This window comes from Bacillus sp. 95MFCvi2.1 (assembly GCF_000374965.1).
Lineage (GTDB): Bacteria > Bacillota > Bacilli > Bacillales > Bacillaceae_G > Bacillus_A > Bacillus_A pseudomycoides.
The window spans coordinates 166,311-182,910 of the sequence record NZ_KB895697.1; the positions used below are offsets into that span (position 1 = coordinate 166,311).

The window sequence follows — 16,600 nt, forward strand, 5'->3', positions numbered from 1 at the left end:
AATATACTTTGTACCCTTAAAAAGGAACATGCCAAATATACCTCAATCGGCCAAATTTCAAAAATTATGCACTTAAACTATATGAAGAAGGAAATATGACAGTAAAACAAATTTGTGAAATTACCAATGTTTCAAAATCTTCTTTATATAGGAAACTACAAGATAAAATATAAGAAAAAACACCCGCCTAAATTGAAAAAATTTTCAGTTGTAACGGGTTATTCTTTGAATCTTTTCCGTATCCTTAAATGATCGATTCTTCGTAAAATACCCAAAAAAGACCGTCACAGTATTGTGACGGAAAAATGGAAAAATTTTATTAAATTATTACTATTATTATTTATTCGTAGCTTTTAAAGCATCTATCACTATTTTGGTGGCTTCTGCAATAAGTTTATCATCGTATTTAGCATCCTCTTTATCATGATTAGAAAGTATCGCAAGAACAATTGGCTTTTTATTTGGTGGCCAAATAATTGCGATATCATTTCGGGTTCCATAAGATCCTGAGCCAGTCTTATCGGCTACTTCCCACTCTCCTGGAACTCCAGCACGAATTAAGTTGCCCCCCGTAGTATTCCTTTTCATCCAATCTATTAATAATTCCCGTTTCTCAGTTGAAAGTACATCTCCTAGGGCGAAAGCCTGAAGACTAGTAGCTAATGCCTTGGGGGTACTAGTATCATGAGTGTCTCCTGGATGCACTTCGTTTAATTCTGGTTCAAAACGTTCAGGATTTGTAACAGTATCTCCTATTGCTCTCAGTGATTTTTTGAATTCACTAGGCCCACCTAATTGTTTAAGAATAAGATTTTGTGCAGTATTATCACTATATCGAATGGAAGCATCTGCAAGCTCTTTCAGAGTCATACCTGTATCAACATACTTTTCTGTAATTGGATTGTAATTAACAAGATCTTCGCTAGTATACACAATTCTTTCATCTAGATCTTCTATTGATTTTTTTTGTAAAAGTACTCCCACAGCTAGAGCTTTGTGGGTAGATGCGTATGCAAACCGTTCATCTGATCGATAAGTAACGGTTTGATTCGTACCAGTGTCCAATGCATAAATACCGAGTTTAGCATCGAATTCTTTTTCAAGTTTAGTAAAAGAATGATTAACTGTATTTTCTTGTTTGGTTTGTTTAGGTGGTTTAGATTGAGTATTACTATTGGAACAGCCTATAAGCGTTACACACGAAAGAAATAATACAGGTACAACCTTTTTGTAATGTGAAATGTTAAAAAACTTGTTTAAGACTATCATAAATTTTCAACCTCTTTCAAGAATATATGGATTTTGTCTAGGTATTCTAAATACCGATGCAATTAAAGAGTGTATAGGATAACACTCTTCTTGCATCTCTCTTATCATAAAATGAGCAAACTATCATGAACACCTGTTTTATACGTATACTTAATAGACAATCTAAGTAACAAGTTTGTTCCATACATTTAAAAATATTTTCAATCAGCTGGAAATAGGTATAGTGCTGAAATCATGACACAAAATGGATTTATAATTATTATACTAGGAAGTATTATCAGCCTATTTTTAAATAGCCCTTCCACTGTAATACTTTTAATTATGGGATCTATGCTATTACTAATGATCAGTATGTTTATAAGAGTGGAGAATAAGCTGAAAAAACTGGAAAAACCATGTAGCTAAAATTTTTGTATAGAGTATTTGTGAAGCTTTATAAAAAAGTTCGATCAAAAATACTTTGCAAACTTATATTGTACGATAAAAAAACGAATCTTTTTCAAAATAGATTCGTTTTTTTTGAATGGACATTCCATTTTTAAAAGATGTTTGATTAAAACCCACTTAGAATTTCTTAATTAAAGGAGATAGAATATCGCAACTTTTTTATAAACACCGTGACTTTATTTAAAAGCGACATTAGAAAGAATAACGCTTTTTTGTACTTAGGGGGAGTGAAATTTCTTAAGTTGATGGGCATGCAGCTGTACTCCTAATAGAAATTATTAAGTAAATATTGATGTAAATTTAGTGAAAAAGCTCTTCACTTTAGCATTCTGAAGAGCTTTTTCATTAATTATAAATATACGAGCGTGTATTGATTTTTATTTTCCCAAAATAATTACATGAAAATCTATTATTTCGAACTATCCCCTGACCCATCTGAGTTAAAATAGTACCATTTGCCATTAATTTGTTGCCAGCCTGTTTGCATAGCTCCAGAAGAATTGAAATAATACCAAGCACCATTAATTTGTTGCCAGCCTGTTTGCATAGCTCCAGAAGAATTGAAATAATACCAAATACCATTAACTTGCTGCCAATCTGTTTGCATGGCTCCAGAAGAGTTGAAATAATACCAAATACCATTAACTTGCTGCCAATCTGTTTGCATGGCTCCAGAAGAGTTGAAATAATACCACTTGCCATCAATTTGTTGCCAGCCTGTTATAATGTCGTCTGTTGGTTGAGAAAGGTTATTATAATACCCCTCAACACCATTTACGAATGAATCCCATAGTCCATTATTAATCATGTTAGCAGGACAGTTTTTACCACTCCATCTTTGGTGTTTTACGATATTATTTAACGGTACACCCGTTTCTTTCATTAAATAAGCTACAAGTTTCTTAGCGTTATTTACTGCTTTACTGTAGTTACCATCTCTGTTAACTGCGATTTCAATTGCAATAGATTGTCTATTACCTGGACCATCACCGTCTCCTGCGTGCCACCCGTTCTCGTTTAATGGTAAGTGTTGATAAATCTCTTTATCGTCTACTGTAAAGTGCCATGATGCAGTTCGGTCTGTGTTCCCTACTGCTTGGTTATATAGATATTGAGCGTGGTTTCTAGCACCTGCTCCTACACTTGTATTATCAGTCTCATGAATTGTAATATACTTTGGACTCATGTAGTTTTGAGGACGAATATTATCGTTACCTACTGGAACAATCCATTCAGTGAATGGAACACCATTTATTGTACTAGAGATTCTAGGTGATGCGGAAGACAGACTACGTTTTATTCTGTTGGAATTGTTAGGAACAGTTAATGTACCCGTTTCTTCATGAATACCTTCTGAACGTTGAAGACTGTCTGCTTTCTTATTATCGACAGTACCTCCACCACGTCCGTCTACCCCTCCAAAACTAGCTTCAATACTTTTTATAGCCTGTTCATCTGATGCTTGAAGTTGGTCTGTTTTACCTTGTTCTTGAACGCTTGTAGGTTGCTTATTGTTTACTGATTGTTGTTCCTCTGCAAATGATGCTAATGGTGAGGATAATACCGTTAATCCTGCTGTTAATGCTACTACTTTTTTGTTAAATTTAATATTCATTTCTACTTTGGTATATCTCACTATTTTAATAGATATACCTTCCTCCTTGTACTTCTTTTAGTGTGAATAATAGTTTAAATAATGGTAGTCTGAATCAAAAAAATAACGACTTGATTTTTCATTTCATATAATTAACTGAAATCTATAGGTCCTCCTAGATATGTCAATATTTCAGAGTTATAACACAACATTAGGGCTCCTCCCACAACTAAGACCAATGAAAAGAAAATCCAACACAGATTTTTCTTCATAATTGTTTAAATCTATATTAGGGAGCGTTTCAAACAAATATCGAAGAGAATGATAAGGACTTAAATTGTTCTCTTTTGCAGTTTCAACCACACTATACATGATGGCACTCCCTCTAGTACCTTCGGAAAAATATAATTTAAATAACATAAATAACCTTTAATATACGAAACTATAACATTTTACTTTATATCCCGTTTGTTTTCTATGAAATTCACAAATCTTTCAAAAATCCTGATTACAAATAAAAAGAGACTTCAAAACACATAAGTCCTTTTTTATGTTGGTTTGGAATAAAGTTTGATCAAACCTCAGGAGTTTTACCGTGACAGCTTTATCTAATGATGCAAAACGGTGCAACCTTTTTGCAAACAGTTAAACTTTATTCAAAACAGTACGACTTTATTTCAAAGAAACAACCCTGTCATGTATCTTAGTATTTCGGAACTTCTAATATACTCTTTTTCTTCCCATCATATACTATAGCTGTTTTTGCTTTTATATTCTCATTGTTATATGTAAAATCTTGGTTTGAGAAATTCACAATCACTTTCATGTTTTTTCCGAATGTCGTACTTTGAACTTGCCGATCTTCAGACAATACTTCAAAATTAGTCATTGGTTTTGTTACGGCTTTCTCATGAAATGGAGACCATACTTTCAAATAAGAGGTAATGATGGATTTACTTTTCTCCCATTCATTTTTATCAATATGATATAAAGGTGGTACATTATACAACATTTCAGATAACATTCTATTTCCTATCTCATCCTTAATTCTAAAACTTCCCCATGCCCATTGGTGAGTAGTAATAATTGAATCATTATATACAAGTTTATATAACGGAATTGAATATACAGGATTATTATAAATATTTTTATAAATAGGTTTGATTGGTATGGTTTTGGCATTCGTTTCTGGAATAGCACCATCTGGTGAAGTGGATTTATATCCGCCTACATAATATGGGCTCTGTTTATCTTTCATATCAGAGTCGGGCCAAATCCCAGGCGTTTCAATTCCATGCGCAAAGGCAATTATATTACTAGCAAAGTCATTCCCACCTTCTGATCCGACTACCATATGTTTTTCTTCGCTAATATATTTCATTCTTTGCAGTCTTGCTTTTACATCTTGTTCCTGAGTAGTAATGTGATTTGGAGAATAATCATCATAAATTTCACCTGTAGCATCACAATCGACAAACCAAGAATTAAACGGTATATTATTTTGTAAAATATCACCTACACGTTCTTGCACACTAGGTAAAGATAAAGTTGGATTTAACTTTCTTCCTTTTCCTAAGAATCCTCCTATTTTTACTCCTTTTTCATTCGATATTGTGGCATTTTCATATAAAGTTTTATCTTTAAAAGAAGCAGTATTCCAATCTCTATTTCCAACTTCATGAATCGAGTGATATGAATCATAAGGACCGATTAAATACCCCATTCTATTTGCTTCTTCTACCATTTTGGGATTCATTAATCCATTAGCCCAATTAGGTAAACCTATCCATGCTTTTTTAACATTCGATTTCTTCATATCAACTAAAACATCTGTTGTTTCTTTCTGTTCCCATTTACTTACTTCATCCACTGCATCTGTTAACTTACTCTTAATTAATCCTTTGTTCAGTGTATACAGTTCTTGTTCACTTAAGTTTTGGATTCCTTTTTTCAACAATTCATTTATTACAGTATCTGGATTGTTAAAAATATCTTTATTATAAAGTTGTTCTAATTTTAATACCTGATTTATCGCATTAACTATTACTTTTTGCTGGCTTTTATCAATAGCTTTTTGATTCTTTATATCTTGCATAACAGTTTCAAAATCTTTTGAGCCATCTTCCGTATTTTCTTGTAACAACTGTGCAATCCAATTTGTAAATGTCTCATCCATTTTTTGTGTGAATTTATCCCACTTGATATTTTCTACTGAAATCCCACTGTGGTCCCAAAAATAAATATGAGGAGCACCATATAATTTTTTAATGTTCGGATTTGTTTTTGCTTTTTCTTCTAGTGTCTTAAATTCTCCCTGTTCTTTTATATAATTTTTATAAATATTTGCCATCGAGACAGGGTTTTTATCAGTTAGATACAATCTGAATCCATATTCTTTATTCTTATTAATAGAAGGATATTGATGTGTAAAACTAAACTGTATATCGGAATCAGCAGTGAAATGAATATTATCATTATACATATTGTCAGCTATATACATAATGGAATATTTAGATTTATTCAATGCAAAGAATCTCATAGAAAAACGTTCTATGAATGACATGTCTTTATCTTTTAAATATTCTTTCCAGTTTGGGTCATTGCTAGGTATATTTTTTCCTTCCCATAATGGTAACGTATAGCTGTCCGCACTTACTTTAGGCCATGTAAATTCATTAGCTCCTTCAGACTTAGTAGATTTTAACTTAATACTTAAATAGGATTCTTTCTTTTCAATCTTCACATCTATTTGGTCATCTGGATAATTCCAAGATATACAATCATGTTTTTTTATTAGATTTGTTATTTTTTTCTTCGGTAGTGGTAAGGAAGCATTTTCTCTCACACCATCTTTTTCCACAAAAATTTCACCGGTTTCAGGATTCACATCAAAAGTAAAATTTTTGTATTGAGAAACTACGTTTTGTCCCTTTGTTGTAATATCCTTTTGTTGCGCATAACTCAGGGATGGTAATGTAAGACATATTGAACTCATCAAAATTGGAATGACTAGCTTGTTCATTTTTTTATTCATACTTATAAACCTCCTTTTTTGTATTTCTATCATACAAATACATTGTGACATGAATGTGACAATGTATTTTATTATTATTTAGCTTAATGATGAGTGGATCAAAAAAGAACGAATTCTTGCCGTGCCCCCTCAAGTCTCGAATGATCCTCACGCAAAAGAGACTTGTCCATGACAAGCCTCTTCCCCGCCCTATTTGTTTATACTATTCTCAACAAGCCCAGTGGCATCCTCTAATGTGCGTTGCATACTATCTGCACGTTGGTCCGTCATATTTTGATCACGTACAGCTGCTTCGGCTACTTGTATTTTTTGCTCTAATGCTTTCACTGGTTCATTCTTGTATTGCCCTACCTCTGTTCCTACTTGTATCTTTGTTAAGAAATCTTTTTCTCTATTAATCTTTACTTGAAGTCTTTCTTTCGCCGTTTGTGGCTTTTCTTCTGCCCCTTTAGAATGTAAAAAGGTTTGATGTGCCGTTTGTAACGATTGATACATTGTAACGATTTCTTCCTTTGTTACCATCATTCTTTCAAACGTTTCTTTTGCACCGTTATATGCTTTTTGTAATGCGGCAAACGCTTTTTGTGAATATTGACCAGGCTTCTCTCCAAATTCGTAAGTACCTGCCAATGTTTCTTTTACCTTATTCATTTCTTCATATAAGTTATCAATCTCTTCTATTTTTATCCGATTATTAAACTCATTATAAGCCGCTTTCACTTCAGAAGGCGTTAGTGCCTTACTATATAGTCTTGCAAGCACAACTTTTCCATTTAATGGAACATCACCATTACCAGAGCTTGTTGGATCTGCTCCAATCGCAAATGGTACGTTTGGATGATACACTTTCCCCGTTACTCGCTGACTATTTACTTTTTTTCCATCTACATATACTGCAAGTTCACTTCCATTATATGTTCCTGTTAGATGGTATGTTTTATTAGCTTCTAGCTGTACACCAATACGTTTATAACTGCCACCAATATGTGCCCATAATTCTACATAACCAGAACCTGTTGATTCAAATCCAATTCCACCGCTTTCGGTATTTTCCATAATTGCTTGATTGCGAATTTGATTCATAGAAAACACTGCTTCCAGTGTAAAGGAATCCTTTACCTTTTCTTTTTGCTCATTTGAAAATGGAATATATCCATATGTATTATTCCGTCCACTTAATTTCATTACGTGTTTCTTTAAAGGTTTCTCATACTCAATTGCTACATTTCCTTTTACACTTCCATTTGCACCAAACGATGAATAATCTTTAAAAGTACCATCTAAAAAGTTCACATCGAATACATCTGCTTTCGGTACTTTCGCATTCGGATCAATTACTTCTGTATTCGTTTCAAATTCTTCGCGCAAAGGAGCACTACTTTCATTTCCAAATGAATCTAATGCTGTTACTTCTATGTTATATTCCGTATTAATCTCTAGTCCACCTAATGTAAATGTCAGCTCTTTAGGCACCGGATCCCGGTAGAACTCGGAGAAGGCTAAAAGCTGGTTTTTCACCTTTCCTGTTGCTTTCTCTTTTGCTTGCAAACGGTATGAGTGAACGAGTAAATTATCTACAGCTTGCGGAAATGTCGCTGTCACAGATGTCTCTGTTATATTCGAAAGTTTCAGCTTTGCATCTTGTAAAAATGCCGGCTTTTCCTTATCACGATCTTCTGTATACTTAAAAGATTCTTTCTTTGCTGGAAGTTCAACTACCCACGGCTCACCTGTCCAAGAGTTCGTATGAAAATCACGGCGATGAATCGTCACTTTTTGATCGTCTACTTCTACCAATAAACCTTGGCTTAATGTTTCAGCTCCCGGCGGAATATTTCCTTGTACTTTTCCGCTTTCCACTTCCATATAACTAACTGATGATGTACCAACAGACGTAAAGTCTTTTTGGTGAATTGACCTTGGATCATCAAGTGGATAATGAGAATGACCAGAAAACGTTACAGCTTGTGGATACTCTTTCAAGACTTCATTAATTTTGGCACTATCATTTGTCCCCCATTCATGACTCCCGTACACTGTTCCTTTAATTTGCTGATGTAAAAAGACAAAGATTGGCTTATTTGGATCAGCTTGCTTCGCTTTTACTAATTCCTGCTTCAACCAATTAATTTGTGTATCTGAATAATACCCATGTGTCACTCCATTTTCTGGGCTCATCACAAGAAAATGATAGCCTTTTACAGCTTTGTGATAATAGATAGATTCCATTCCTGTTTTTTTAAGAAAATGTTTCTGTGCATCATGTGCCAATAATCCGTTCCAATAATCATGGTTACCTAAAGCATACATAGCAGTTGCATTTTGATTTCCATATTGCTTATAAGTTTGGAAGAAACGATCATACTGCTGCGTCGAGCCACTGTCTGTAAAATCACCAACAACTACAAATGCATCTTGTCTTGGAGCTACTGCGTTTAATTGCTGCAGCGCTCTTTGAAAACGAAACGTATCATCCGTTCCACTATTTTTAATGTGTACATCACTTAACACCGGAAAAACAAGCTTCTTCTCTGACGATTCTTTCTCTGTTTTTTCTTCTTTTGTTTCTGCAAAACTAGTCCAAGAAAAAGATGTAAATACTAAAAAGAAAACTACTAAAAAACCAATAAGACCTTTCACTTTACACAACATCCTTTTGATCACAAAAATCCTCCTCGCATATATTGTAAAATACAAGAATATTTTAGCGAAACGTTATTAAACTAGTATAAATTAAAGGTAAAAAATGTTAAAAATTTGTAAAACAAAGTAAAAAACCCCGAAAATAAGTCGGTTTCCTGGTTCTGGTGCAAATATATGAAGAAGAACGCGAATAATAGTAGATTCCTAGTGAAATCGTATTTTATGCTATAAGGGGGTTCAGCCGCATGCCCATCAATTTAAGGCATTTTAATACCCAAAGTGTAAAAAACGTTATTCTTTCTAAACAAGCTAGATTAGAAAAAATAACGTTTTTGAACATTTCAATTCAAAGTGAACTACTTGATTTATTCGACGGATGAAAATTGGCAGGGCTCCAACTTGGATAACACAATTATTAGGATTGGAATGTTGCTTTCTGACATGAGTTTGGATAAGAGTACTTGAAACACTATATTTTTCTTTGTATTAACGAATTTAATTATTTAACAAATTGTTAAATCTCTCCTATTTTTAGCGGGAAATTATGTGTAACTATTTTTTCAAAACAGAAATAGACTTGATTGTTAACAGGTTTTGACTTGAAAATAACTTCTCCTTTTTTTACATATCCATTTTTCTCATAGAACCTTTGAGAAACATCGTTTTTTGAAAAAACATCTAAGCGGATACCCGTATATTTCCGCTGAATTGCTAACCCTTCACAAAAATCTAGAACTGCTTTTCCATAGCCATTGCTTTGTTGATCTGGATGTATACAAAATGAATGTATAACAAAATAAGCTCCTTCATTATAAGACCATTGGATATTTGACCATTCTATAGGTTGCCATTCATCAAGTACAAAAACTCCAACTAACTCAGTTTTATTTTTTAATACATATAATTCCTTGTTTTCTATTTTCTCAGTAAAGTTTGATTAAAAGTCCTGTATGATATGCAGGACTTTTTTGTTCCGCAATCGGGCCATTTAATTGAATAAATCTAACCGTTTCTAGAGGAAACGGTCAGATTGACGAGAGAAAGTTTATTCACTCGTATTTCTTTAAAACAATAGCTGCATTATGACCTCCGAAACCAAATGAGTTAGATAGTCCCATATTTATTTTCACTTGACGAGCAACAGATGGTACATAATCCAGATCACATAATGGATCAGGATTTTCTAAGTTAATTGTTGGAGGAACTATCCCTTCCTTTAAGCTCATTGCTAAAGCAATTGCTTCAACTCCACCAGCTGCCCCTAACATATGTCCAAGCATAGATTTATTAGCTGTTACTGGAATCTGATAAGCTTGTTTTCCAAACAGCTGCTTAATAGCCATCGTTTCAGAGATATCCCCCACTTTTGTACTTGTTGCATGGGCACTAATAACATCAATTTCTTCAGGCGATATATTAGCATTTTTTAAAGCTGATCTCATTGCAAGATAGGCGCCTTTACCTTCCGGATGTGTAGCTACGATATGGTGTGCATCTGAACTTGCACCATATCCAATGACTTCTGCATAAATCTTTGCCTCTCTACGTAAAGCATGAGATAAAGATTCTAAGATTAGAATTCCAGCTCCTTCTGACATGACAAATCCATCTCGATTTTCATCAAATGGACGACTAGCTTTAGTGGGATTATCGTTTCTTGTTGATAATGCTGTAGCGTTACCAAAGCTTGCTATTGATAAGTCTGTAATAGCTGACTCTGTTCCACCCGCAAATATAACGTCAGCTTCTCCAGAACGAATTAGTCTAAAGGCTTCTCCGATAGCCGTATTTCCAATTGCACAAGCAGAAACAGGTGACATAGAAGGTCCCATCGCATTCCACTTGATACTAATTTGTGCTGCAGCAGCATTAGACATTATGGCAGGTACTAGAGTTGGGCTGACTCTTCTTGGCCCCTTCTGCCTAAGCGCATCAACATTTTCAATCAAGGTTTCAATCCCTCCGATACCTGAACCTACGTATACGCCTAACCTTTCTACATCTATACGATTGAGGTCTAACTTAGAATCTGACCAAGCTTGTTCAGCTGCAGCCAAAGCAAATTGAGAAAAACGATCTAAACGTCTTGCTTCTTTCTTTCCTAAAACTTCATCTGCATCAAAATCTAGGACGATACCCGCAATTTTTGTTTTATGATTGGTAACATCGAAAGTATCGATATTGACTATACCAGATTCCCCTTTAATTAGATTGTTCCAAAATGTTTCGATGTCGTTTCCTATAGGAGAAACTACTCCCATACCAGTAATCACAACTCTTTCCACTTTGCATTCCCTCCAATCAATAATATACTTGTATTTTACAGTCATTTTATCCTATTACAAGGGGGGATTTATCCTAGTATAACTACTACTAGGTTAAATTGATATGATAAGGAATTTTAAAAATGAATAATAAAACTAGGCTTGAAGCTCTGTCGGCATTCTTAAAAGCTAAGCGCGCCCAAATTAGTCCAGAGTCTATTGGTTTGCCTGCCGGAACCCGGAGAAGAACACCTGGGTTACGAAGAGAGGAGGTTGCACAGTTAGCAGGTGTAAGCACCACTTGGTATACATGGCTAGAGCAAGGAAGAGATATAAAGGTTTCTACAATCGTACTTGATTGTATCTCTAAAGCTTTGCAATTAAATAATGATGAAACAGACTACTTATATGACCTGGCATTAGAAACAAATTCAGAAATTACAAGTCCAAAAAAGGATCAATCAAAGCTTAGCCCTTCTTTAATACGAATACTAGCTGAATTAACATATTGTCCGACTATCATTACGGATCGACATTGCCATATTGTGGGCTGGAATCCTGCAGCTGCTTATGTTTTTTTAGATTTTGAACAAATACCGAATGATCAAAGAAATTTGATTCGTTTAGTGTTCACTAGAAAAGAATTAAAAGCATTGGCCGTCAATTGGGAACATTTTGTGAAAGGTTTTCTTGCTATTTTCCGTACCTATTATGGACGCTATTTAGACGATGAATGGTACAGCCAGTTTATTAAAGAAATGAGTCATTCACATTCAGAATTCCAGGATTTATGGCAAGAAAGTCAAGTGAGTAAGGCTCCAGACATGATAATTGAATTCAGACATGCTAAAGCAGGCAAAATGTTGTTTAATTTAACTTCTCTTCAAGTTCAAGGTGATATGGATTTACGGTGCAGTATCTATACGCCAGTAGAGGAAACAGATACAGAAAATAAATTAAAGCGATTAATGAAGAGGGTTTCCGTTGAAAATTAATAAAGTAAGTTCATTACATTAGCGAAATGATACTGATTACTGAACAAAGTCATTATTCCTTATGGGAAAAGAGTTAACTTTACTGTTGCCCTTTTGTTCTATGGGTGGATGGCGTTAGTTGAAGGAAAATAAGCTAATTTGCATTCGGATTTCTATTTTCGGTATTCCATTATAGGGCGCTTTAATTGAGCAAGAATCACAAAAATTATCAAACTTTTTTATAAAAGGATGATTCAATTGAATATAAAAAAAGCGTGTTTTAATCAATTTTTTTCAAAACACGCTTTTTCTATTTGTTCTTTTATCAAGGTTTATTAAGTTAATTTAATCAAACTTTATTCCAAGGCTACATTTGTTAAAGAAAGACTTGCTAAAAGATTAATTTAAAATAACTAAGAGTTGGTACTATGCAATTAGAATTATACATACTTTCAAGCTCTGATTTTGTTACCCATTTAATATCGCTTACTTCATCTTTTTGAAGTATGGTTTCTGTAATTTCAAAGCTTTGGTTAAAAAGCCATACATCATAAAAATCATTGTAAACATCCCTGCGTTCGCTCTCTATCAGTTTTCCATTAGACCGAGACAAGTTAATCCCGATTTCTTCTTTCACTTCTCGTACAGCACCATCAAGGCTATTTTCACCTACTAATATAGAGCCACCTGGACATTCCCATAGATTAGGATGAGGTTTATCAGGATGTCTTTTCGTTAGAAGAATTTCACCTTTTTTATTTCTTATCCATACATGGACAACTATATGATAATTACCAACTGCTAACGGAGTACCACGTACATGAGTTTTATTTGTTTTATTTCTATTTTTATCGTAAACATCCCAAACCTCCATAAATGCGCTCCTAAATTCAGTGGTTCAATTCAATATCTCGGAAAAATTCTACAATCCTTCTTCGACTAACCTGTCCCATTAGTTGAAGAATCTTAGAAATGATACTGAGAAAAGAATGTAACCTACTTAAATTTTTCGAAATGATTAGTTACCCAATTTTTGTTATTTTCAACAATATACTGTTCTGCATGAATTAATTTTTTTACAAGTTCTTTTTTAGTTAATTTGGTTCTGGTGCGAAAATGTTAGTTAGAAACATAGAGTAACAATTCCCTCTATATTTCTAGCTTATGAAGATAAACCAAATAATTTATGAATAAATTGTTTTTGATTTTGGACAGACTTGTTCTGAACAAATTTTCCTTTTCCATATCAATCACACACCTTTTTCTAGAGTAATGCTATCAGTATGTCCAAGTTTAGGAGATTACTTGCAAAAGTTTTAGAGTTTTTGCACCAGAACCCTCATTTTTAAGGGCACAAAATATTTTAAGAGTTTTTTAGCTTATATGAACGAAAGTTTATTTTGTTTTCGCTCTTAAGTTGATGGACATGTATGGTGACCCCTATGTTGTTCAATAATAGCACTCTTTTCTGGAACAACAACATTTTCTATTAATGATTTTTCATCCACTCTGATTTATTCAATATATAGTGATTATATAATTCGCTTTCTATTGTCTGTTGACTCAGATAAGTAAATCCACATTTTTCAATAACTTTATTTGATGAAACGTTGTTAATTAAAGCTACTGCGTTAATGACATCTAAATTTGTATTTGTAAACAAATAGTTAATCAATCCTGTAGACGCTGTAGTAGCGTATCCTTTCTTTTGATATTCACTTGAAATGGCATACATAATTTCTCTATTCGGTGAAGGTAGCTCATCTTTAATACCTGTACAGCACCAACCAATAAATTCATCCGTTTCCTTAACAAATACCCCTAGTTTTAAAAAATGACCATCTATGTTTGATGTATTTACAGCGGCATCAAGAAATGCTTTATTTGCTGGTATTTCATAATTGGTAACCCAATCTACCCTTTGTTCTTTTGTTGATTTCCAGTCTGGCAAGAACTTAAATATTTCGGGTTGATTTGAAATTCTGTATATACTATCTGCATCTTTAATGGAAAACTCTTGGAGATAGATATCTCCGCAATCTATTCTAAATAATCTTTCTGATGTTTTATGCTTCATAACTCTTCCCCTTGTAAGTCATATTTTCATTACTTCTTTTATTGAGCAACCTTATTCCATTTAACTCCCTTTTCCTTAATAACAATTATCTCAAAATTTAATTATTTATACAATCACACATTCCATAATATGGACGTTTAACGGAATAACTTATTACCACTCCACAGTTCCTTAATCTATCTTTCAATTCAGATGTTCTTTTCCTTTTCACTATAAAAACACCCCTTTAGATAACCATCTAAAGGGGTAAAGCATCGCAACGTTTTTATAAACGTCGCGACTTTATTTTAAATCCACAATTATCCCTTAACGTACAGGGAATCGGCTTTTTCTATGCGAAAAATCGCTTAGCGTACGAAATTCGCGTTTTGTTGGTGCTACCCCATCGCAATCAAGCTAAGAAAAGTAAATACCCCCAGAACGAAATTTTGTGCTAACTTGTAGCAAAAAAGCTCATTTTTTCGTTTTGGGGTAATTCTGAATTCTTAAGTTGATGGGCATGGCGTCACCATATCAAAAAAAGAAAATTGTACGTTTAGACAAAATTTGAACACAAATTAACCGGTACCTTATACGTTAAGGAACCGGTAATATTCGTATATTTACTAAAGAAATAAAATCCCTCCAAGTATCAAACCTTTTTTTGAAACTTTGTTGTTCTTTGTTTTGCCCAATTGATACATTTCTTTTCAATTAAATGATACGATAATATAGAACAAAGTATTGTCATTGCAATACATAAGATAAGAAGGAACAGGATAGGTATCTTTGCATACAAAAGTTTAAATAGTACCATCATGATTGGAAAATGACATAAATAGATACTATATGAAATTTCTCCTAAGTATACAAATACACTCTTATTTAAAATTGCTTTTACCTTTAGATTATTCATGGCCATTATAATCAGTATACTAACGCCAATTACGACACCCCAATCTTTTAATAGGAAAGCAGTATCACTACGAGAAATCAACAAAATTCCAGTAGAGTATACATATAGAAAGATTCCTAGTGTGATAAGAAGATTTCTTTTTAAGTTTTTCATATTTCTATATAAGTGGGTAAGTTCTTCCTGATGCTTAAAAAGTACCATTCCGACCATAAACATAGATGTGAAATGCAGTGTATCGGCATAACCATTATAAAACCCCTCAGCTTTCCCAATATGCAACATATTAAGGAAAATACTAATTAAAGAAAAGCTCATAGCAAACAGTATCGTTTTCTTCCAACTCTGTTTATAAAACAGAAGGAATAACAAGGGAAACACGATAGATATACGCATTTCTTGAGCTAATGACCAGATAACCGGATTATAATTATCCGTAAAAAAGTTATTAAGAAGTACAAAGTGATTCATAATATCTAATTTTGTTATAGGCCCTTGCCACTTATCATAGAACCAATCTCGTAGTCCCGTAACTTCATATGGTGAAAATAAAATAAATAAAGCAAAGGTGATGAATATCCAGAAATAATAAGGGATATAGATTCGTACAAATCGCTTAATTAAATATCCCCAATAATTTGTTTTTGAATGATAAAGTGCCATAGATAGCACAAAACCACTGAGTACAAAAAAAATGATTACAGCTTCCCCACCAGCCCATAAAAACCTAAGAGGGGATAGTTTTATAGAATTAGGCAATGATGGTAGCATTAAACAAAAATGTCCAAATACCACTGTGATAGCCGCTAGTCCTCGTATTGAATCTAATTCGGTTATTCTCTTACTCATAAAGTGTTCTCCTTGTAAATTGTAGTTTTTGCTGTTAATAAAGACCACTATACTAGTGCAGTGGGAGAATTATACATATTGTGCTTATGTTTCTTTAAATTCCTGATATAAGCAGTACAACGTCAATCTGTGTATCTTTTGAAGGGAATTTTCGTATTTAAGCATAAATTATATAATAATAATCGTTAAAAATTTCATTCTAGAAAATCGTATTGTCGTTTAGAAAACATTTTAAAACTGTTTTCTAAACCCTTGTTATAGTTTGTCTGTTTCTCTGTCCATTGAACGCCCTTATTTCCAGGCCAACCTGAGGTATTAGCAACATGTTTTAATAGATCTGGTCCTTTTAAACTTTTCTGTAAACCACGGTTATATGCACTTGTCATATTAGATATTGCAATTCGAGTATTGGTTTCTGCATTTTTCAAATCTTCGTTCGTTAAATCTCTGGGTGCTAATCCACCTCGATGGAGTTGAAACAGTCCAAGGGATGTGCCCTGATTTCCAACTGCATTTGGATTAAACTTGCTTTCAAGTTGCATATCCAACCATAATTA

General features: G+C 33.5%; 10 protein-coding genes and 3 pseudogenes. 2 read left to right on the plus strand and 11 right to left on the minus strand.

The features are described 5' to 3' along the window. Window positions 1-59: 59 nt before the first annotated feature. A pseudogene (locus C568_RS32950) lies at window positions 60-173 on the plus strand (helix-turn-helix domain-containing protein); the annotation flags it as partial. Between the two features lie 163 nt (window positions 174-336). Here the strand turns inward: C568_RS32950 and bla are convergent. From bla to fabF, 7 genes and pseudogenes are all read right to left on the minus strand, one after another. Next, on the minus strand, window positions 337-1,269 hold the full coding sequence (bla, locus tag C568_RS0113630) for a class A beta-lactamase (RefSeq protein ID WP_018781849.1): 933 nt from the start codon (window positions 1,267-1,269) through the stop codon (window positions 337-339). 856 nt (window positions 1,270-2,125) lie between these two features. Then, window positions 2,126-2,203 (minus strand): hypothetical protein, encoded by a 78-nt coding sequence (locus C568_RS36440; protein WP_442852862.1) that lies wholly within the window; start codon window positions 2,201-2,203, stop codon window positions 2,126-2,128. Next, window positions 2,201-3,331 (minus strand): annotated as a pseudogene (locus C568_RS30815) (N-acetylmuramoyl-L-alanine amidase); the annotation flags it as partial. The gene C568_RS36440 and the pseudogene C568_RS30815, both read right to left, overlap by 3 nt. Before the next feature lie 682 nt (window positions 3,332-4,013). Next, complete coding sequence (locus tag C568_RS0113650) at window positions 4,014-6,344, minus strand: glycoside hydrolase (RefSeq protein WP_018781852.1); 2,331 nt, start codon at window positions 6,342-6,344, stop codon at window positions 4,014-4,016. 189 nt (window positions 6,345-6,533) lie between these two features. Beyond that, window positions 6,534-8,996, minus strand: coding sequence for a LamG-like jellyroll fold domain-containing protein (locus C568_RS0113655; protein WP_419763035.1), 2,463 nt, complete (start codon window positions 8,994-8,996; stop codon window positions 6,534-6,536). A gap of 505 nt (window positions 8,997-9,501) precedes the next feature. Continuing rightward, window positions 9,502-9,906 carry a GNAT family N-acetyltransferase gene (locus C568_RS36445; RefSeq protein WP_080740326.1) on the minus strand — a complete coding sequence of 135 codons (405 nt, stop codon included), beginning with the start codon at window positions 9,904-9,906 and terminating at the stop codon, window positions 9,502-9,504. Between the two features lie 130 nt (window positions 9,907-10,036). Further along, window positions 10,037-11,272: a beta-ketoacyl-ACP synthase II gene (gene fabF, locus C568_RS0113665; RefSeq protein WP_018781855.1), complete on the minus strand. Its 1,236-nt coding sequence runs from the start codon at window positions 11,270-11,272 to the stop codon at window positions 10,037-10,039. Window positions 11,273-11,394: 122 nt separating this feature from the next. Between fabF and C568_RS0113670 the strand changes: the two genes are divergently transcribed. Next, window positions 11,395-12,246 (plus strand): helix-turn-helix transcriptional regulator, encoded by an 852-nt coding sequence (locus tag C568_RS0113670; RefSeq protein WP_018781856.1) that lies wholly within the window; start codon window positions 11,395-11,397, stop codon window positions 12,244-12,246. A 370-nt stretch (window positions 12,247-12,616) separates the two neighbouring features. Here the strand turns inward: C568_RS0113670 and C568_RS0113675 are convergent, their stop codons facing one another. The 4 genes and pseudogenes from C568_RS0113675 to C568_RS31935 form a co-directional block, all read right to left on the minus strand. Then, on the minus strand, window positions 12,617-13,099 hold the full coding sequence (locus C568_RS0113675; RefSeq protein WP_006097691.1) for an NUDIX hydrolase: 483 nt from the start codon (window positions 13,097-13,099) through the stop codon (window positions 12,617-12,619). Window positions 13,100-13,714: 615 nt separating this feature from the next. Then, window positions 13,715-14,302 (minus strand): GNAT family N-acetyltransferase, encoded by a 588-nt coding sequence (locus tag C568_RS0113680; RefSeq protein WP_018781857.1) that lies wholly within the window; start codon window positions 14,300-14,302, stop codon window positions 13,715-13,717. A 631-nt stretch (window positions 14,303-14,933) separates the two neighbouring features. Beyond that, window positions 14,934-16,043 (minus strand): acyltransferase family protein, encoded by a 1,110-nt coding sequence (locus tag C568_RS0113685; RefSeq protein ID WP_018781858.1) that lies wholly within the window; start codon window positions 16,041-16,043, stop codon window positions 14,934-14,936. Between the two features lie 194 nt (window positions 16,044-16,237). Further along, a pseudogene (locus tag C568_RS31935) lies at window positions 16,238-16,576 on the minus strand (transglycosylase SLT domain-containing protein); the annotation flags it as partial. Window positions 16,577-16,600: the final 24 nt, after the last annotated feature.